This window comes from Mycolicibacterium agri (assembly GCF_002553505.1).
Classification (GTDB): Bacteria; Actinomycetota; Actinomycetes; order Mycobacteriales; family Mycobacteriaceae; genus Mycobacterium; species Mycobacterium agri.
In genome coordinates, this window is record NZ_PDCP01000106.1 from 1 (window position 1) to 16544 (window position 16544).

19 protein-coding genes, 1 tRNA gene and 1 pseudogene are annotated in these 16544 nt (G+C 66.1%); 11 read left to right on the top strand and 10 right to left on the bottom strand.

Features of this window, described 5'->3' with window-relative positions; genetic code table 11:
* Positions 1-53: 53 nt before the first annotated feature.
* Positions 54-317 carry a hypothetical protein gene (locus CQY20_RS30210; protein ID WP_133119169.1) on the bottom strand — a complete coding sequence of 88 codons (264 nt, stop codon included), beginning with the start codon at positions 315-317 and terminating at the stop codon, positions 54-56.
* 318 nt (positions 318-635) lie between these two features.
* Between CQY20_RS30210 and CQY20_RS35745 the strand changes: the two genes are divergently transcribed.
* The 4 genes from CQY20_RS35745 to CQY20_RS30230 all read left to right on the top strand — a co-directional run bounded on the left by CQY20_RS35745 (position 636) and on the right by CQY20_RS30230 (position 3498).
* Positions 636-842 carry a hypothetical protein gene (locus CQY20_RS35745; RefSeq protein ID WP_234816481.1) on the top strand — a complete coding sequence of 69 codons (207 nt, stop codon included), beginning with the start codon at positions 636-638 and terminating at the stop codon, positions 840-842.
* A gap of 503 nt (positions 843-1345) precedes the next feature.
* The gene (locus CQY20_RS34985) at positions 1346-1711 is read left to right on the top strand and encodes a hypothetical protein (RefSeq protein WP_163700261.1); all 366 of its coding nucleotides are present in this window, start codon (positions 1346-1348) and stop codon (positions 1709-1711) included.
* A 58-nt stretch (positions 1712-1769) separates the two neighbouring features.
* Positions 1770-2495, top strand: a complete 726-nt coding sequence (locus tag CQY20_RS30225; RefSeq protein ID WP_097944475.1) for a hypothetical protein — start codon at positions 1770-1772, stop codon at positions 2493-2495.
* Positions 2496-2514: 19 nt separating this feature from the next.
* Positions 2515-3498 (top strand): DUF2971 domain-containing protein, encoded by a 984-nt coding sequence (locus CQY20_RS30230; protein ID WP_097944477.1) that lies wholly within the window; start codon positions 2515-2517, stop codon positions 3496-3498.
* A 46-nt stretch (positions 3499-3544) separates the two neighbouring features.
* Here the strand turns inward: CQY20_RS30230 and CQY20_RS30235 are convergent, their stop codons facing one another.
* Entirely contained in the window at positions 3545-3751 is a 207-nt protein-coding gene (locus CQY20_RS30235) for a ribosome modulation factor (RefSeq protein ID WP_097944479.1), read from the bottom strand.
* Positions 3752-3824: 73 nt separating this feature from the next.
* Positions 3825-4136, bottom strand: coding sequence for a hypothetical protein (locus CQY20_RS34990; RefSeq protein WP_163700165.1), 312 nt, complete (start codon positions 4134-4136; stop codon positions 3825-3827).
* A 228-nt stretch (positions 4137-4364) separates the two neighbouring features.
* Between CQY20_RS34990 and CQY20_RS30245 the strand changes: the two are divergent.
* The 3 genes and pseudogenes from CQY20_RS30245 to CQY20_RS30255 form a co-directional block, all read left to right on the top strand.
* A pseudogene (locus CQY20_RS30245) lies at positions 4365-4550 on the top strand (MBL fold metallo-hydrolase); the annotation flags it as partial.
* Positions 4550-5413: an SDR family NAD(P)-dependent oxidoreductase gene (locus tag CQY20_RS30250; RefSeq protein ID WP_097944480.1), complete on the top strand. Its 864-nt coding sequence runs from the start codon at positions 4550-4552 to the stop codon at positions 5411-5413. The pseudogene CQY20_RS30245 and the gene CQY20_RS30250, both read left to right, overlap by 1 nt.
* Positions 5414-5446: 33 nt before the next feature.
* Positions 5447-6331, top strand: a complete 885-nt coding sequence (locus tag CQY20_RS30255; RefSeq protein WP_097944481.1) for a fructose bisphosphate aldolase — start codon at positions 5447-5449, stop codon at positions 6329-6331.
* Between the two features lie 14 nt (positions 6332-6345).
* Here the strand turns inward: CQY20_RS30255 and CQY20_RS30260 are convergent, their stop codons facing one another.
* Positions 6346-6792: a universal stress protein gene (locus CQY20_RS30260; RefSeq protein ID WP_097944483.1), complete on the bottom strand. Its 447-nt coding sequence runs from the start codon at positions 6790-6792 to the stop codon at positions 6346-6348.
* Between the two features lie 256 nt (positions 6793-7048).
* Between CQY20_RS30260 and CQY20_RS30265 the strand changes: the two genes are divergently transcribed.
* Positions 7049-7693 carry a UdgX family uracil-DNA binding protein gene (locus tag CQY20_RS30265; protein ID WP_097944484.1) on the top strand — a complete coding sequence of 215 codons (645 nt, stop codon included), beginning with the start codon at positions 7049-7051 and terminating at the stop codon, positions 7691-7693.
* An 85-nt stretch (positions 7694-7778) separates the two neighbouring features.
* Positions 7779-8090 carry a hypothetical protein gene (locus CQY20_RS30270; RefSeq protein WP_097944486.1) on the top strand — a complete coding sequence of 104 codons (312 nt, stop codon included), beginning with the start codon at positions 7779-7781 and terminating at the stop codon, positions 8088-8090.
* Between the two features lie 26 nt (positions 8091-8116).
* Here the strand turns inward: CQY20_RS30270 and CQY20_RS30275 are convergent.
* A tRNA-Cys gene (locus CQY20_RS30275) sits at positions 8117-8187 on the bottom strand.
* 127 nt (positions 8188-8314) lie between these two features.
* Between CQY20_RS30275 and CQY20_RS30280 the strand changes: the two genes are divergently transcribed.
* Positions 8315-9052 (top strand): MgtC/SapB family protein, encoded by a 738-nt coding sequence (locus CQY20_RS30280; protein WP_097944488.1) that lies wholly within the window; start codon positions 8315-8317, stop codon positions 9050-9052.
* Here CQY20_RS30280 and CQY20_RS30285 read toward each other — a convergent pair.
* The 3 genes from CQY20_RS30285 to uvrB are packed head-to-tail and all read right to left on the bottom strand — an operon-like array spanning position 9049 to position 13563.
* Positions 9049-9921, bottom strand: a complete 873-nt coding sequence (locus tag CQY20_RS30285) for an SCO6745 family protein (protein WP_097944490.1) — start codon at positions 9919-9921, stop codon at positions 9049-9051. The genes CQY20_RS30280 and CQY20_RS30285 overlap by 4 nt on opposite strands.
* 10 nt (positions 9922-9931) lie before the next feature.
* Positions 9932-11353 (bottom strand): MFS transporter, encoded by a 1422-nt coding sequence (locus CQY20_RS30290; RefSeq protein ID WP_097944499.1) that lies wholly within the window; start codon positions 11351-11353, stop codon positions 9932-9934.
* 50 nt (positions 11354-11403) lie between these two features.
* The gene (gene uvrB, locus CQY20_RS30295) at positions 11404-13563 is read right to left on the bottom strand and encodes an excinuclease ABC subunit UvrB (RefSeq protein WP_097944492.1); all 2160 of its coding nucleotides are present in this window, start codon (positions 13561-13563) and stop codon (positions 11404-11406) included.
* A 59-nt stretch (positions 13564-13622) separates the two neighbouring features.
* Here uvrB and CQY20_RS30300 point away from each other — a divergent pair, with 59 nt between their 5' ends.
* Positions 13623-14129, top strand: a complete 507-nt coding sequence (locus CQY20_RS30300) for a ribonuclease FAU-1 family protein (RefSeq protein WP_174814724.1) — start codon at positions 13623-13625, stop codon at positions 14127-14129.
* A 231-nt stretch (positions 14130-14360) separates the two neighbouring features.
* Here the strand turns inward: CQY20_RS30300 and CQY20_RS30305 are convergent, their stop codons facing one another.
* A complete protein-coding gene (locus tag CQY20_RS30305; RefSeq protein WP_097944493.1) occupies positions 14361-15650 on the bottom strand; it encodes a phospholipase D-like domain-containing protein in 1290 nt (429 codons plus the stop codon).
* 125 nt (positions 15651-15775) lie between these two features.
* A complete protein-coding gene (locus CQY20_RS30310; RefSeq protein WP_097944495.1) occupies positions 15776-16372 on the bottom strand; it encodes a hypothetical protein in 597 nt (198 codons plus the stop codon).
* Between the last annotated feature and the right edge of the window lie 172 nt (positions 16373-16544).

Genomic DNA, 16544 nt, shown 5'->3' on the forward strand with positions numbered 1-16544 from the left:
TGTTCACCCGCCATCGACAACCCACGTCCGATTGCAGCCCGAGGCCTTCGGCCTCAAGTCGCCTCCATACCGTCTAGGTGGTTGCGAAATTCGTGCATGTCCTCGTATCCGTTCGTGATGTCAATGAGGAGCGAGCCCGGCGTCTCGACCTTGCGAAGTTCGTCTACAAGCCGGGCGCCGCTCAGACCGCGGCGAGGCAGTTCCTCGCCGGCGGGGACCAGGCAACGGTCGAGCCGCATCTCCACCAGCCCACCGAGGTAGAGCAATCGTCCGAGCGCAATCGCGAAATCGTCAGGCAGATCATCCACGCCGCCCAAGTCTCCTCGCGAGCGCGTCGCAGAGCAAACGATTACGAATCGAATCCCGTCGTTGCGGGCGACATATGCGTACGGCCCGACATATGCCCGATTCCGGCATTTGCGCTGATAGCGACATATGCCTCAGTTTCGTTGCGCCCTTGGCAATTCGATACTCAGCGGGTCAGCCTCACCGCATGGCAACCACCGTTGAAACCCCGCCCACCGACCCCGAAACCGTCGCGCTCGATCTGATCGTCCGTATCGCCGAAGCCGTTCCCGGCGCCACGGCATTGCGGGCCGCGCTGCAAGGGTTCGCCGGCGTCCTTCAACTCGAAGGTGCGCTCGCCAGCCTCGGCCAGCGTCGAGGACGCGCGACTCGCCGCCGCCACGATCACCGAGGCCGCGTTCAGCGCCGACGATCCCGTCGGCTCGCTTCGGATCCGTGCTGCCGCGATGCGCGCCGACTGCGGACAGGACTGCGGCGACCCGCCGGCACTGGCGCCGGCGCTCGACGGCGCCGCGACCGTGCTGGACGTGAAGTGAGCGGGCCCGCGCCGCGGCCGCTGCCGCCGGCATGGTCTGACCTGATCGTCGCGTACCTCGCCGCCGAGGCCGGCGGCGCCGGTCACCGGCGACGATCGCCACCCGGCGCGGGCATCTGGCATTCATGGCGCGCGGGCTCCGGTGCGGACCGGCGCGGGTCACGACGGCCAGCATTCTCGCTTTGTTCGGCCGGTAGGTGTGGAGCATCGAGACGCGCCGCAGCTACCGCAACACCGCGGTTTCCTTCTTCGGGTGGGCCCACCGCGCCGGCCACCTTCCGACGAACCCAGCGGCCGAGCTTCCGGTGATGCGCGCAGCAGCGCCGGCACCGCGGCCGGCGCCCGACGCGGTCTGGTCCGCAGCGATCGCCGGCGCCGATCCGCGGGTGCGACTGATGCTGAGGCTCGCCCCCCGAGGCTGGGCTACGCCGAGCCGGACCGCAGGCGCGAAAGCCTGCCACAACGTTGTTCCTTGGCCGACGATCCCGTACTACCGTCGCAAGCATGAAAGCACCCGAAAACCGGCGGGGCATGAAGCGGGCGAACGCGGACTCGATTGTGGCTGGCGACTGGCTTTACCGAATCATCAAGAGTGCCGACAGCAGCGCTCCACCAGGCGAATACATGATGATCGTGGCCTCAGTCGACACGGTAGACCACGCGGGATCAGAGGTGTATAGGTACAGCGGCGATGTCTACGCCGTGAAAGGTGAAGGGGCATGGCCACAGTCGGCGTTCCTCGGTGCCATCGAGTTGCATCAGTTGGGCACCGGCACGTGGATGTCACCGCTGGACGGGAATATGGTGGTGGGGTGTCCGCTCGATGAGGGGGGCGACCCCGCGGAGTGGGGATTTGACACCACGCTTTAGCGCCCCTTGAAGATCGGTGACCGCTGCCCGGTCGCGCCGGGGTGTAGGTTCGAGCGCCATGACAGATAGGGCGAGCCGGCTCGAACAGCTCGATAAGACGCACGCCGCGATCGAGGAGCACCGGCAGGCTGAACAGCGCTCATTCCTGCCCGCCGAATCGGCTGAGGCGCTGATCTTGCGCGTGATCGGAGGTTGGGAAAACCTGCTCGGAAGGGTGAACTTCACCCGGTTCCACGCCGCCGGGTACGTCGCCGGCACCCTTGAGAAGGATGAGCTGGCCAAGGCGATGCGGGAAGTGGCCGATGCGGCGCGGGTCAGGTGGCCGCATCAACAATGGTCGGCCGTGGCGGCGAAGGCGAAGCTGGCTCGCCACGAGCTGGCCCACATGCTGTACATATTCAGCGTCACGGGCGACATGCCGGATCGGACGATCAACATTGTGAGGCTCGGCGCGCCGGGCGCCCCGCGCAAAACCCCCGATGGCAACCCCGGCGAGCTGGCCTGGCGCGAGCAAGCCTGGTCGATGCAAGCGCGACACACTGCACCGATAAGCGAGCAGGTCCTAATCGAAGCGCTCCAAGGCATCAAGTGGATGATCGATTGCTGCCGCGGGCTCCTCCGAATCCGCGACATCCTCGCAGACGAGAACGCCGACTTACCCGACGACAAGGTGATAGACCCCTTCATGTGGCAAGTCAACTGGTGGCTGCCGGAATGGGGCGACCCAAGGACAACGCCTCTGACCGTGGCGCACATTCGCCTGAAGCCCGGCGAGTCGAACTGACGAAAGGCCAAGCGGGAACGTGGGTTCGATCGTTTACCACTACACCGACGCACAAGCATTCGAAGGTGTCGTCGAGAACGCCACGCTGTGGGGCACTGACTTTCGCTACCTCAATGACTCACAGGAGCTGATCTACACGTGGGCCGCGTTTGTCGAGCGGCTTGAACGGCTGGCCGCGGAACCCGGCCAAGATTCCGAGGTATATCGCGCACAGCTCCGGGCGCTGGAGTTGATGAACGCTAGAAACTTGATGGAGTTCGACGACGCGATGTTCGTCGCGTGTTTCACCGAACTCGCCGACAGAATTAGCCAGTGGACCCACTACGGGGCCATGGGTCGCGGCTTCGCGCTCGGGTTCGATGCCGAACGCATGTCGTCGCTCCAGGTACCGCAGTACAACCGGGCGCTGGATGGTCGGCTGGACGGCCCCGTCGTAGCAACCATCGCGGGCGGCCCGGAAGCGGGTCAGCAGATCGAACTCACGTGGAACGGCTACCTGCAGAAGGTCGTGTACGGCGATGCAGCGCGCGACCTGGTCGTCGACGAGCTCATCGAGTACGTGCAGCGAATTGCAGAAGACGGTGCGAGTTTCGACATCAATGTGGGCAACTGCATCTCGCATACCCATGCCTTGGTCCATCGTCTGCCACTGGTCAAGCACTCGGATTTCGAGCACGAACGCGAGCACCGCATCACGATCACCGAACACCACGGTGGACGAAGCCCCAACCAGAAAGCGGCGCTGCGGAGCCTGGGGCGGCAGCCTTTCTTGGCCTGGTCGTCCGGCGAGTTGGTGACCGTGGATGTGCAGTTCCGCCCGCATGAAACGAAGTTATTCGTGCCGTACGTGGAGCTTCCGTTCGAGCGTGAGGCCCTTGTTCGAGTCATCATCGGGCCGGTTGTAAATCACCACCTTGCCGCGGCCACTGTGCGGCGAATGTTAGACCGAAATGGCTTCCGGCATACGCAGATCGACCCATCGAATTCGTCTCTTCAAGCTTGAGTGTCGACGCGGTTGGCCGGCGCCCGGCACGGGTTGGGCGCCGGCCTCAACGCGACGGTTGTTCACCGGCGGCGCGCGCAGCTAGGTACTTCTGCTTAGCCGGCCCTGTGTTGACCCGGACGCGCAGCATCCGCATGTAACCACGCATCCACAGCTGCGCGAGGACCAGCGACTGGCCGGCATACGGGTTGCGGTCGCCGACGTCGGCGAGCGAACCCTCATACAGCGCGCGGATTGCAGCCAGGCGTGTCACCCGTCAAGAATGCTTGGCGTGCGAGCGGAGGCGGGCTGAGGCGCGCCGAAGACGCGCAGGGAAGTTGTGGGTTTCACTCGGGGAGCATTCTCTTGCCTGTGCTGTCGCTCCGGTAGAACTGTCCTGCCATTGGATCGTCGACCGGCGAAATGCGAGTTGCCGACTCAACGTCGCCATCCGCGGATTCTGTGAAAGCCCAATGGAATTCGCGATCGCCAACTACAGCTTTGCCGCTCGAATAGTTGCCCTCCCTGTAACTTCCGTGCGATAGGGGCATGTCCACGCCGCGCACCTGGAACGTCATGGTGTTGATGATTTCCACAATCCGGTAGAGCCGCTTCTCAGTCGCTGGTTCTCCTGGAATGGGGAGCCGGTCTTCTTGCATGGGCACGAGCCGACGGCGGCGGCAAGCGACGGTACGGACCCCACGGAACGCCGATATATCGTTGTCGGCATGTTCTGCGACGATTTGGTAACCGCGCGCGGACGCGAACGTGCGGGCGTGTTCCAGCTGATCAGCTACACCAACCGCTTGTCCCGTGGTGTCCTGGCTTATGCGCGCATAGAGCGCGACCCTTTCCCCCGGAGAGGTATTCACATTTTAGAACCTACGGTATTCCCCGGCGGTGTCGGCAAGACGTGGCAGCCGGGCGACTTCGAGCAATTGCTCGGCGACGTGACCAGCCGGGTGTTCGACGTCTACGCCGACTCCACCGTGGTGTATCCGGGCCACGGCGACGACACCACGCTCGGCGCCGAACGGCCCCACCTCGCCGAGTGGAAGGAGCGCGGTTGGTAATGGCCGCCGACAAGACGGTCGCCGTCGTCACCGGGGCAAGTCGCGGCGCAGGCCTCGGCATCGCCCGCGCCGTCGGCAGCCACGGCTGCACCGTCTACGTCACCGGGCGCACCGAGGCACCCGGCCAGTCCGCGATGGGCGGCACGATCCACGAGACGGCCGAGGCCGTGACGCGGGCGGGCGGCGAGGGCATCGCCGTCCGCGTCGACCACTCCGACGACAAGCAGACCGAGGCGTTGTTCGACCGGGTGCGGTCCGAGCAGGGCAAGCTCGACATCCTCGTCAACAACGCCACGATCATCCGTGACGAGTTGATGGCCCGGAAACCGTTCTGGGACAAGCCAATCGACATCATCGACACGCTGGACGTCGGGCTGCGCAGCAGTTATGTCGCGACCGTCTACGCGGCGCCGTTGATGGTTCCGCAGCGGCGCGGGCTGGTCGTGTTCACCTCCGCGCCCGGCGCGGCCCACTACGTCTTCGGGCCCGCATACGGTGTGCACAAGGCCGGCATGGACAAAATGGCCGCCGACATGGCGGTCGACTTCGCCGATTTCGATGTCGCGGCGGTCTCCATCTGGATGGGCATCCTGCGCACCGAGCGGTTGGAGAGCATGGTCGCCGCGGCGCCGGACAAATTCGGTGGGCTGCTCGACATCGCCGAAACACCGGAGCTGACCGGCCATCTGATCTGGGCACTGTTTCGCGACGACAACGTCATGAAGAAGAGCGGCCAGACGTTGATCGGCGCCGAACTCGCCGACGATTACGGAATCACCGACGCCGGGGGCCGTCGCCCGCCGTCGTATCGCGAGCTTCACGGTATCCACCCGATCCCGCAGTACGCGCGGGTCCTAAGGTGACTGCAACGGTGCAGGAGTTGAGAAGGAGATGAAATGAATCCCGAGCAGTTGGAGAAGGCACGCAACGGTGCCGGCTTCATCGCGGCCCTCGACCAGAGTGGGGGCAGTACCCCCAAGGCGCTGAAGCTGTACGGCATCCCCGAGGACGCCTACTCGAACGAAGACGAGATGTTCGACCTGGTGCACGAGATGCGCACCCGCATCATCACCAACCCTGCGTTCGACGGCGACCGCATCATGGGCACGATCCTGTTCGAGCAGACCATGGACCGCCAGATCGAAGGCCGCCCGACGGCCGACTACCTGTGGAACGTCAAGGGCATCGTGCCGTTCCTCAAGATCGACAAGGGCCTCGCCGAGGAGAAGGACGGCGCGCAGACGATGAAGCCCATGCCGGGCCTCGACGAGCTGTTGGACCGCGCGGTGGCCAACGGCGTCTTCGGCACCAAGGAGCGCTCGGTCATCAAGCTGCCGGGTGCGGGTCTTGACGCGGTCGTCGAGCAGCAGTTCGAGGTGGCCCGCCAGGTGCTGGCGAAGGGCCTTGTGCCGATCATCGAGCCGGAAGTCGACATCAAGAGCCCGAAGAAGGCCGAGGCCGAGGAGCAGCTGAAGGCCGCTCTGCTGGCTGGCGTGAACCAGCTCGGCGACGACCAGCAGGTGATGCTGAAGCTGACGCTGCCCGACACCGACAACCTGTACCGGGAGCTGGTCGAGCATCCGAAGGTGCTGCGCGTGGTGGCGCTGTCCGGCGGGTACAGCCGCGCCGAGGCCTGCGAGAAGCTGGCCCGCAACAACGGCGTCATCGCCAGCTTCTCCCGCGCGCTCACCGAGGGGCTGACCGCCCAGCAGAGCGACGACGAGTTCACTGCGACGCTGGACGCGGCGATCGCCGAGATTGCGAAGGCGTCGGCTACCTAGCCGACGCCCCTCCGTCACGGCGTGGTGTGAACGATCAGCACGTCGGTCTTGGCCCGCCGGGCAACGTTGGCGGGCACCGAGCCGAGCAGCCGGCCCGCGATGGTGCTCAACCCGACGTTGCCGACCACGAGTAGGTCGGCGTTGACTTCTTCGGCGAGCTCGACGAGGGCGTCGACCGGGGCACCGACGACCGCCTTCTCCTCAATGTCGGTCGCACCCGCGGCCTTCGCGCGGTCCCTGGCCTCGCGCAGGATCGCGTAGATCGGCGCATTGCCGGACAGCTTGTAGCCCTCGTCCTTGAGGAGGTCGGCGGCGCGCTGATCTTCGTTCTGGGGGAAGTACGCCGTGGCCACGATCACCTTCGCGCCCGTACCCGCGGCGATCTGACCGGCCTTGTCCACTGCACGTAACGAGGAATCTGATCCGTCCGTGCCGACCACCACGGTCTGATAGCCGCTCATTCATACCCTCCCAATGTCATTTGCAGCTTTGTTTGCAGCGCCAACGAACGACCCTAACGTGTTGTCGGGCGAAGATGGGAGTACTTCTCCCCGTGAGCTGCGTTTTCCTGCAGCTTCAGGCAGGCCCCGCTATCAACATCACGACGGTGGCGCCGCCGTGACACCGGCAACAGATTGCCCGCGCAGGTAACTCGTGACCGCACCGGACGGTTTCTGCGCGGTGGGTGACGCGGGCAGCAGCGGGTAAACCCTTGGCATGGTATATCCCGGCGCTGCGGAATTCGTGCCCGACACCGACGACCTCGGTGCGCTGGCAGAGGCGTCGCAGGCGTGCAAAGGCTGCGACCTGTATCAGAACGCCACCCAGGCGGTGTTCGGCGCCGGGTCACGGAAAGCGCGGGTGGTGTTCGTCGGCGAGCAGCCCGGCGACCAGGAGGACAAGGCCGGCGAGCCGTTCGTCGGACCCGCCGGTCGCCTGCTGGACAAGGCGCTCGCGGCGGCGGGTATCGACCGCGACGACGTGTATGTGACCAACGCCGTCAAACACTTCAAGTTCGAGCAACGCGGCAAACGCCGCATCCACAAGACGCCGAGCCGCACCGAGGTGGTCGCCTGCCAACCGTGGCTGCTGGCCGAATTCAACGCGATATCACCCGAAGTCGTGGTGCTGCTCGGTGCGACGGCGGCAAAGGCGTTGATGGGCAGCAGCTTTCGGTTGACAGCCCATCGCGGCGAGGTGCTGCACCTGCCCGCCGAGAACGCCACCGTTGATCTGGATGCCGATCCTGAGGTGGTGGCCACGGTGCATCCGTCGTCGGTGCTGCGCGGGCCGCCCGAGGACCGCGAGAAGGCGTTCGACGCCTTGGTCGCCGATCTACGGGTCGTCGCCTCGCTGATGTAGCCGCCCACAGCAGACCCGCAGCCGGCGCCCAGCCGGTCCACCCCATCACGCGCCACTCTGGACTGACCGAACAAGGGAGCCTGTCATGGGAATTCGAACGAGCCACATCGCAACCGTGCTGGCGACGGCAGCCGTTGCGCTCGCGGTCGTGGTCGCGCCGACGGCCAACGCTGCAAGCTCTGCCAACACCAGGATGTCCTGCGCCGAGACCGGGGGCGGCACCGAATGCCAGACGCCCGGCAATGTCCAGCTCGACGACTCGCCGCCGCCTGTCTCCTTCGACCCGTACGGCGACTACGGCCTCCTGCTCGGAGGCTTTGGAAACCCCGGCTTCCGCGGCGGTTTTCACGGCGGCGGCTTCCACGGCGGCGGATTCGGCGGCGGAGGCCACCGCTAAACGTCCAGCGATCACCGTGATATCGGAGCGAGTGACGGGATTCGAACCCGTGTAGACGGCTTTGCAGGCCGCTGCCTATCCACTCAGCCACACCCGCATCGCCTCCGACTCTGCCGATGCAGGCGCCGATCCGCCAGCATTCGACTCGCGGTGATCGTTAGCCGTCCGGCGAAGAGCGGCGTGCCAGACAGCGATTCGCCAGATGTGGGCATTAGCTTGTTCGCATGGATCTCATGCTGGCGGCAGATCCGCCGTTCTTCGGCGGGCCCGGGCAGGGCCTGCGGCAGATCGTCGAACTGTTCGTCGCGTTCGGGCTGACAGCGCTGATCGGGCTGGAACGGGAACTGCGGGGCAAGAGCGCAGGCATCCGCACGCAGACGATCGTCGGCACTGCCGCCGCGCTCATCCTGCTGGTCAGCAAATACGGGTTCGGTGACGTGCTCGTCGCGGGCACGGTCGAGGTCGACCCGTCGCGCGTGGCGGCCCAGATCGTCTCCGGCATCGGGTTTCTCGGCGCGGGCATCATCATCTTCCGGCGCGGTTCGGTGCACGGGCTGACGACGGCCGCCTCCATCTGGGAATCCGCGGCGATCGGAATGGCAGCGGGCGCAGGGCTTCTCCTGCTCGCGTTCACGGTGACCGCCATGCATTTCCTCGTGGTGGTCGGGTTCCTGCCGGTAGCGCGACGCCTGCACACCCGGCTGAGCGGCGCCATCCGCGTGCACGTCACGTACGCCGAGGGCCGGGGCGTGATGACCCGGCTGCTGCAGGCCTGCGACCACCGGGGTTGGCAGCTGACCGAGCTGGTCGTCGATCCGGCCGGCGAGACCCTCGCCGCGCCGCCGGGCCATTCGGGTGTGATGATGACGCTGGCCGGTACGGGGATCCTCGGCGCGCCGACGGTGTTGGCCGGCATCGAGGGCGTGACGGCGATCCGACAGCTCGACGAGGAACCGGACTAGCGGTGCTGCCCGTAGCGCGGCCCGAACGCGTTTCTCGGGATCGCTCCGGCTGCGGCGACGCAATCGCGGATGGTCTCGCCTAACGAGACGAGTTCGGACACCTCGTCGTCGGACAGCGTCCGCCACGGCGCGTAGGCCAATTCGTCGGTCAGGTCTTCGACCTTGACGCGCAACGCGTTTCCGGCCTCGGTGAGGTCTCTTTTCGCGTCGAGCAGGCCGCGGGAGCGCAGCGCGTCCACCGTCTCGTCCCACTGCTGCTCGCTCCATCCCCGCAGCAACCGCCCGAATTCCGGGGTGAACCCGGTGCCCGTCGCGACATGGGTGACGAGCGCCTCGATTCCGCTGAGGCCGTGGGTGACCAGCGCAGCGACGTGGCCGTCGCCCCGATATTCGCGCAGCAGCGTAATCGCATGCCACAGTTGCGCATACGGCGTGTCCGGCCAGTCCAGCTCCGCATGCCCCGCATACAGGGGGCGCCCGTCGGCATTCGGTATCGCCTCGGCAGTGCGGCGCACTACTGCCACCGCATGCGCGAAGTCGCCCGACCGAATCCGCTCCTCCCCCAGAATCCGCGACACCACCGCGTCGACGACTTCATACCGGACACGGGTGACCTCCGCGGGTGAGGCGATCTCCCATGCCGCCGGAATCGCGCGCGCGACCAAGTCGGGATTGAAGTTATAGAACGTCGCCGCAACGACATTCGCGGTGACGGCTCCCATCGGCGCCGCGCGACTGGCGAAGTACTGCATGCGCTGGTCGGTCAGGCCGAGTTGGGTGAACTTCTCCTTGGCCTCGGGCGCGAAGTAAACGGTGGAATGCAGTTTGTCCAGGGCGCGGCTGAGCTGCCCGGCGGAGAAGGCGTCCATCGTTTCGACTCTAACGTGCGCCGTCCGGCGTCAATTGGGCTGTCCGGAGGCCACTTCGTGTGGACGCGACCAGGCCTGCGATGGCGAGCACTGCGAACACTATGAACAGCCAGCGGGCCGCGGTCGCGTCGCCGCCGTACGTGGTGTTGACGACGACGCCCGCCAGTCCCGCGCCGAAGGCGCCGGAAATCAACTGCACCGTGTTGATTGCCGCCGCGGCGGTTCCGGCTTCCACCGGATCGTCGACAGCCCCCATGATCCACGCCGACAGGTGCGGCCACGCCACCCCGACACCCGCGCCGGCGATGAACAGCCCGACCGCCCAGAACGTCACCATCGGCCACGTCAGATGCTCGCCAAGCACCAGCGCGCCGAGGCCGAGGCCGACTGCGATCACCGCGGGCGCCGCCGCGACAAGACGGATGACGGTGCGCGGACCGCTCACCGATGCGCTGACGATCTCCGACACCGTCCAGCCGACCGCCAGCACCGCGCCGAAGAAACCCGCCGCCACAGGCACCATCCCGGCCAGCCGCTGACCGAACAACGGCACGTACATGTCGACCATCGTGGCCGCCATCAGCAGCCCGAGCGTGACGTACATCCACTTCAACGGGCCCGGCTGAAACGTCGCACGCGGCAGAACTCTGGCGCCCGCCCGGCGATCGACCAGTAGGAACAGCCCGACGACGGCCGCGCCGGCGGCCAGGAAGGCGACAGTGGCCGCGGGAGCCCGCTGCACCCCGGCGACGCTGATCGCCAACGCGGCCAGCCCCAACAGCAGCAGCGACCACAGCGGGATCCGCGGGATCGGCGGGCGCTCGTCCTCCGGCTTGCGGGCGGGCAGCGCGCCGGGCACCAGCACCGCCATCGCGACCGTCAGGATCGCCAACGAGCCGAAAGCCCAACGCCAGATACCGAATTGGGCGAAGACACCGCCCATCGCGGGGCCGATGATGACGCTGACGCCCCACATCGCCGACACCAGCGCCGACGCCCTGGTCCACAGCCGGCTCGGCAGCGCCGCGTTGATCAGCGCGTAGCCCAGCCCGGCGAGCATTCCGCCCGCAGCGCCCTGCAGCGTGCGCGCCACCAACAGCAGCTCCATGCTGGGCGCGACCGCGCAGCCCAGTGTGCCCGCTGCGAAGATTGCCAAGGTCATCAGGTACGACGGCCGCGGACCGAACCTGATCAACAGCGGATTCACTGCGGTCGCGGCGACGACGGACCCGATGAGGTACACCGCGATCACCCACGCGTAGAACCGCTGTCCGCCGATGTCGGCCACCGCGCTCGGCAACAGGCTGATGGTCAGGAACTCGTTGGTGGCGTACAGTCCCACCCCGCCGGCCAACAGGATCGCGGTGCGAAGCCGCTCCCGGCCCAGCAAGTCTCGCCAGCTGCCTGGCTGGACGGTCGCGGTTTCGGTCACATCGGCCACCGTAGGACCTCAACCGCTGTTGAGATCAAACTATTTCAAAGCTATTTCAAGCCCGCGGCGTCCATGCCCCGCAATTCGCGCTTCAGATCGGCGATTTCGTCCCTGATTCGGGCCGCCAACTCGAACTGCAGATCGCGTGCGGCCGCCATCATCTGCTCGGTCAGATCCTTGATCAGGTCGGCGAGTTCGGCCCGCGGCATGTTCGTGGTGTCCCGGCCCTCGATGATGCCGGCGCTGACGACACGGCCCGGCTCGCCCTGGGCACGGCGGCCGCGCGACGCGTTGCGACCCGATCCGCCGATCTCGACGGATTCGGTGTCGTCGGCCTCGCGGTACACCTGGTCGAGGATGTCGGCGATCTTCTTGCGCAACGGTGTCGGGTCGATGCCGTTGGCCTCGTTGTAGGCGATCTGCTTGGCGCGCCTGCGTTCGGTTTCGTCGATGGCTTCCCGCATCGACTCGGTGATGTTGTCGGCGTACATGTGTACTTCGCCGGACACGTTGCGGGCAGCGCGGCCGATGGTCTGGATCAGGCTGCGCGTCGACCGCAGAAAGCCTTCCTTGTCGGCGTCCAGGATGGCCACCAGCGACACCTCGGGCAGGTCGAGGCCCTCGCGTAGCAGGTTGATGCCGACCAGCACGTCGTACTCGCCGAGCCGCAATTGCCGCAGCAGTTCCACCCGTCGCAGTGTGTCGACCTCGGAGTGCAGGTAGCGGGTGCGGATCCCCATCTCCAGCAGGTAGTCGGTGAGGTCCTCGGCCATCTTCTTGGTCAACGTGGTGACCAACACGCGTTCGTCGGCCTCGGTGCGCTTGCGGATCTCGCCGATCAGGTCGTCGATCTGGCCCTTGGTCGGTTTGACCACGACCTTCGGGTCGACCAGTCCGGTCGGCCGAATGACCTGCTCGACGAACTCGCCGCCGGTCTGGCTGAGCTCGTAGGGCCCCGGGGTGGCCGACAGGTACACCGTCTGGCCGATCCGGTCGGCGAACTCCTCCCACGTCAGCGGCCGGTTGTCGATCGCCGACGGGAGCCGGAACCCGTACTCGACCAGGTTGCGCTTCCGCGAGATGTCGCCCTCGTACATGCCGCCGATCTGCGGCACCGTGACGTGCGACTCGTCGATGACGAGCAGGAAATCCTCGGGGAAGTAGTCCAACAGCGTGGCGGGCGCCGAACCCGGCGGCCTGCCGTCGATGTGGCGCGAGTAGTTCTCGATGCCCGAGCAGAAGCCGACCTGCCGCATCATCTCGATGTCGTAGTTGGTCCGCATCCGCAGTCGCTGCGCCTCCAGCAGCTTGCCCTGCTTCTCCAGTTCGGCGAGCCGCTCCTCGAGTTCCTGCTCGATGGTCGAGATGGCGTGGGCCATCCGCTCCGGCCCGGCGACATAGTGGGTGGCCGGGAAGATCCGCAGCGAGTCGACCCGGCGGATCACGTCACCGGTGAGCGGATGCAGGTAGTACAGCGCCTCCACCTCGTCGCCGAAGAACTCGATGCGCACCGCGAGCTCCTCATATGAGGGGATGATCTCGACAGTGTCGCCGCGCACCCGGAACGAGCCCCTGGTGAACGCCGTGTCGTTGCGGGTGTACTGCACGTCGACCAGCAACCGCAGCAGCGCGTCACGCGGGATCTCCTGGCCGACCTTCACCTCGACGGACCTGTCCAGGTAGGACTGCGGGGTGCCCAGGCCGTAGATGCAGGACACCGAGGCCACCACCACGACGTCGCGCCGCGACAGCAGGCTGGATGTCGCTGAGTGCCTGAGCCGCTCGACGTCGTCGTTGATCGAGCTGTCCTTCTCGATGTAGGTGTCCGTCTGCGCGATGTAGGCCTCGGGCTGGTAGTAGTCGTAGTACGAGACGAAGTACTCGACGGCGTTGTTCGGCAACATCTCCCGCAGCTCGTTGGCCATCTGCGCGGCCAGCGTCTTGTTCGGCTCCATCACCAGGGTGGGCCGCTGAACGCGTTCGATCAGCCACGCCGTTGTCGCCGACTTGCCGGTGCCCGTCGCACCCATCAGCACGACGTCGCGCTCCCCCGCCTTGAGCCTGCGTTCCAGCTGGTCGATGGCGGCCGGCTGGTCGCCGGCGGGCGAGTACTCACTGACCACTTCGAACCGGCCGCCGGTACGCATGATGTCCTCGACGGCGCGGTATTCGGAATGCGCCAGTACGGGGTGTTCGGTAGCGAAGGCCATGTTCACAGCGTAGAACTACGGACCGACAAGACGTGTTCTCAAGCCCTATGCTCGTGGCTATCCACGCACCGAAGAACGAGAAGTTTGACCTGGTCGCACGCACTAACACGGATCCGAAGGGGGTCGTGCGTGCGGTAGACCAGTACGCGGTCAAGCCGTGGGGCCTGTACATGGCCCGCCCCACGCCGGGCCGCGCCCAGTTCCACTACCTGGAGTCCTGGCTGCTGCCAACGCTGGGGCTACGCGCCACGGTCTTCCATTTCAGCCCCGGCTACGAACGCGACCTGGACTACTACCTCGACGTCGGCCGCTACACCCCCGGCCCGTCGGTCTGGCACTCCGAGGACCACTACTTGGACCTGCTCGTCCGCACCGGCCGCGACGTCGAACTGTCCGACGTCGACGAACTGTTCACCGCGGTCCGGCACGGCCTGCTCACCCCCGAAGCCGGCGAACAAGCGGTGCAGACGGCGATGTCCGCCATCGACGGCCTGGCCCGACACGGATACGACCTGAACCGCTGGCTGAAAACCGTCGGCATGACCCTGACCTGGCGCGCGGGGTAACCCACGCCAGGCGGTGTCGCTCAGGGTTTGGGCGGAGGGCGTCTCTCTCGTCGCACACCCTGCGGCCGAGTCCTCGTCGTAGCGGCATACCGGCCGCGGCTCGAATGCGGGCTCTTCGTACGGGCCCGTAGCGGGCGGAATCATGCCGACGCCGCCGGAGTAGTTGTAGCAGCCTGGCACGTCGACCAGGAGCGGGCCGTCCCCCTCTCGCATACGTGCCGGGCCATGCCGCTAGGGTTTCATCTCCTCGAAGGGATCGACGCCGCCGATCGGTTTGCGCAGTTCGGCGATCTCGTCCTCGAGCGACGCCGACGCATTGCGCGGGAACGTGTAGTTGGGGTCCTTGCTCTGCCTCAGCCGCTCCCACATCTTGATGCGCATGGCCCTGGCGAAGGACACCTTCGGGAAGCCGAGCGAGGTTCCGTCGACCTTGCTGGCGAAACCGACTCCGAACTCGGACTCCGCGGGCGTGCTGACGCTCACCAAGGACTGAGGCCAGAGGTTCGCCGAACCCACCAGAACGAACGGATCCTCCCCGCGGTCGTCGAAGATCCATGTCTTGGAGTGGACGAAGTCCTTGAAGAGAGTCGTGACGAACTGGCCCTCGTGAAAGACCTTCTCCGCCCTACTCTTCGTCTGCAGCAGTACCGGCGGATTCTTCAGGTTCGCCAGCATTTTCACCAACGCGCTGCGCGCCTTGGGATCCGGCAGCCGAGGCGGCCCTGCGCTGTTCGCCGCTACGACGACGAGCTTCACACCGTTGGCCACCCTGTCCACGAGCAGCCGTTCGATGGTGTCGGGCACGTCCGGGACGTCAGACCGGCGCCGCGGCGAAGATCCGCCCACCGGGTTGTTTCTCGTCGGCGCCGGCCCCATGGTCTGGAAGAACTGCTCCTCGAGGTAGATCGATTCCTTGGCGTTGGCGATGGCGTGGCAGAGCAGCGAATAGTAGGTGTGCTCACCATCTTTCGCGTACGTGCGTTTCCATCCCGTGGTGTCCTTCGGGAACGGCGGATAGGTGCGGACGAACTGCACCTGATGAGCGTCTGCGCTCGGCTTCGGCAGGGGCCGCTGCGTCGCGCTGACTCCGCCCAGCGGCGGTTTGACCGACTCCCAGCGCTCCTCCAGCGTCTTGCGGCCCAGATCGGCTCCCCGGCCGATGATCTCGACCTGCACGTCGAACCAGCCTCCTCTCTCGCGCGCGACATCGATGCCTCCGATGAACAGGTGTGAGCTCGATTTGAGGCCGACGAACACCGCCTTCTGGTGATGCGAGGAGGCCCCGGCGGGGAGTTGATCATCGATGAGAGCCTCGACCTTGAGGTCTTTAGCCTCGGCGACCTGTTCCGCGCCGCGGTTCAGCGGAATGGCGAGCAGGCGGACCCGCGCTTTCCTGGCGCGTGCCGCTTGCAGGAACGTCGCGAAATCCTGATTGCTGCCGAACTTGCCGGTGAAAAACAGATGAACGTGGAACTGCCAACCGACAAACAGGATCTCGTCGTTCTCGTTGGCTTGAGACATGACGGCCGCGAGTCGGTCGAAGTAGGCGTCGCGGGAGGCGTGAACGCGGATCTCAGCGGTCGGGGTCGTCTCGAAACACCATTCATCGGGAGAGCCCGGGCTCCCCGCCGGAAGAAACCAGCCGCTCAGAGCTGGCGCCCTGTCTTGGGGTCGTATGCCACTTCGACCGGGACGACTTGATCGGTGGGAAGCACCTCCACCCACTGGTCGAACACTTCGAAGTCCTCGGTGCCCGGCGTCGCCCGGAAGCCGCCCTGCAACGGATAGAAGCCGTGTTCGTAGACCTTGTCGACCGGTGTGGCGGAGACGCGGTTGTCGTCGTTGATCTCCTCTGCCGGGTAGCGGCCGACTTTCACGGCGTCTTGGTGCTTTTCGGCGACGACGTCGCAGAGGTGGTTGATCGCGTCACGCACCGTGACGAACTCGCCGCTGTGCGGGATCTCGGCAAGCTCTCCAGCCGGCGCGACGTATCTGTCGTCGAGCCCGTCTGTCCCTTCGACGTGGAGTCGCTGTAGCCAGTTCATCGCGGCTCGTTCCTTGCCGGGGCGGATCGGGATGACCGCCTTCACCCACGGCGCGTTGAGGAACGCGTTGCGCAGGTTGTCTCCGTCCAGTTGCAGCAGCCAGCCAAGCGACGAGCCCAGCTTGGCGGGCCGCGATTCCTCGGTGATGTAGTAGTTGTCGACCCGGTTGCGCGCGCCTCCCCAACTCACCGTGTCCATCGAGGCGATCTCGGTTTTCTCACCCGCCGCCGCGACCGCGGTGACGAGATGCTTGACGGCTTCGGATTTCAGCTCCCCGAAGACGGAGCCGCCAACTAGCTGTACCGAGTCATGACGTTGGTGTCAGTCGGCTGATCGGTGGGAGGCCGCCGAGTGCGCTGTGGCGTCGTTG

Bases quoted from the DNA above. Each gene is read 5' to 3' on its own strand.
- CQY20_RS34985 (WP_163700261.1), top strand. From the start codon at position 1,346: ATGAAAGCACCCGAAAACCGGCGGGGCATGAAGCGGGCGAACGCGGAC.
- CQY20_RS30225 (WP_097944475.1), top strand. From the start codon at position 1,770: ATGACAGATAGGGCGAGCCGGCTCGAACAGCTCGATAAGACGCACGCC.
- CQY20_RS34990 (WP_163700165.1), bottom strand. From the start codon at position 4,136: ATGCAAGAAGACCGGCTCCCCATTCCAGGAGAACCAGCGACTGAGAAG.
- CQY20_RS30250 (WP_097944480.1), top strand. From the start codon at position 4,550: ATGGCCGCCGACAAGACGGTCGCCGTCGTCACCGGGGCAAGTCGCGGC.
- CQY20_RS30255 (WP_097944481.1), top strand. From the start codon at position 5,447: ATGAATCCCGAGCAGTTGGAGAAGGCACGCAACGGTGCCGGCTTCATC.
- CQY20_RS30260 (WP_097944483.1), bottom strand. From the start codon at position 6,792: ATGAGCGGCTATCAGACCGTGGTGGTCGGCACGGACGGATCAGATTCC.
- CQY20_RS30265 (WP_097944484.1), top strand. From the start codon at position 7,049: ATGGTATATCCCGGCGCTGCGGAATTCGTGCCCGACACCGACGACCTC.
- CQY20_RS30270 (WP_097944486.1), top strand. From the start codon at position 7,779: ATGGGAATTCGAACGAGCCACATCGCAACCGTGCTGGCGACGGCAGCC.
- CQY20_RS30280 (WP_097944488.1), top strand. From the start codon at position 8,315: ATGGATCTCATGCTGGCGGCAGATCCGCCGTTCTTCGGCGGGCCCGGG.
- CQY20_RS30285 (WP_097944490.1), bottom strand. From the start codon at position 9,921: ATGGACGCCTTCTCCGCCGGGCAGCTCAGCCGCGCCCTGGACAAACTG.
- uvrB (WP_097944492.1), bottom strand. From the start codon at position 13,563: ATGGCCTTCGCTACCGAACACCCCGTACTGGCGCATTCCGAATACCGC.
- CQY20_RS30305 (WP_097944493.1), bottom strand. From the start codon at position 15,650: ATGTCTCAAGCCAACGAGAACGACGAGATCCTGTTTGTCGGTTGGCAG.
- CQY20_RS30310 (WP_097944495.1), bottom strand. From the start codon at position 16,372: ATGGACACGGTGAGTTGGGGAGGCGCGCGCAACCGGGTCGACAACTAC.